The organism is Mycobacterium sp. NGS40, from assembly GCF_059812735.1.
In genome coordinates this window covers 1-1,054 of the sequence record NZ_JCALDG010000093.1, presented here as the reverse complement: position 1 = coordinate 1,054, position 1,054 = coordinate 1, and the positions used below count along the sequence as shown (strand labels likewise).

The following is a 1,054-nucleotide window of genomic DNA, read 5'->3' as shown; positions in this document are numbered from 1 at the left end:
GTAGTGCGAGGAAATACGTGCTGTGTTTACACTAGTCATTCTCGGATCGCGGGTTGACGGCCCGGCGGTGCGGCGACTGCGAGACTGTACGCGTCCAAGTCGCAGTTCGAGGACACTAAAGCGTCAAACGGTTGAAGGTGAAGGATTTAACACCTCGTCGAGAAGGGCGCGGGCGAGCGTACGTATTATTCGGCTGATTGTGGCTTTCGCACGTAGCTCGCATAGCTTGCTCCAGATGACGCGCCCGCGGCTACGACACTACTACCGTGCCGGAGTATTGCCAGTCGACATGAAGGGCGCCCGATCCCCGGCACATCCCGCGTGGTCACAAAATGCTAATCAGCGGAAGTTATCGTTGTCGGCTTCTGCCTCTGGACCCCAACACCGATCAGGAACCAACCTCAGCCTTGGCGCCTATTTGGATAGGACTTAGGTCCCGCAGCTCGCCGGGCGCCCGCCTGCTCACGCCCCACGGTGGGATCGAGGTTGACCCACCCAACGGATCCGGGCCCGACCGGCTCGGTCACCGGACGCCGTCAAGATCGGAGTCCGGCGCCGACCAGCTGTCGGCTTCATCGCGCCAGCCGCGCAGCGAGTCCTCGTCGGCGCTGCTCAGTGCCGTTGCAAAGGCCGCCAGGCGCCGGCTGCGGTCGTGTTCGTCCATCACATGCTCCACGAAGCTCTGCAAGGTTTGGTGTCGCTGCGCAGTCGCGGCGGTAATGCGATCACGCAGTGGCTTGGTGACTTTGATGGTGGTGACATCGGCCGTCCACAGGCGCCGCAGTTAGTAAGAAGCATGAATCTGTAGTGGTGTATCCCGTGATGACCGCAGTACTCGGAGGGGGTTGCGCCGGAACCCTCGAATTGAGGACGGGCCCAGCGGCCAGCCGTGCCGCCACACCTTGACCGCTGAGAACAGCAATAGCAACGCCAGCAACGGAATCAGGACCGCGCTGGGGATCGCTCCGAGCAACAACCCACCCACGATGGTGCCCAGGATCGACCCCACCGACATCACCACCACGAACCGAGCATTGAACCGAAGCACGCTAGA

The 1,054-nt window shown here is 61.9% G+C and carries 1 protein-coding gene and 1 pseudogene; both read right to left on the bottom strand.

Annotated elements, in window-relative coordinates:
• Positions 1-523: 523 nt before the first annotated feature.
• Positions 524-664, bottom strand: coding sequence for a hypothetical protein (locus AC5Y5O_RS32045; RefSeq protein WP_175364745.1), 141 nt, complete (start codon positions 662-664; stop codon positions 524-526).
• 120 nt (positions 665-784) lie between these two features.
• Positions 785-1,054, bottom strand: a pseudogene (locus AC5Y5O_RS32040) (hypothetical protein); the annotation flags it as partial.

What these genes read in the sequence shown, in the direction of transcription:
- AC5Y5O_RS32045 (WP_175364745.1), bottom strand. Translation starts at nt 664, where the DNA reads ATGGACGAACACGACCGCAGCCGGCGCCTGGCGGCCTTTGCAACGGCA.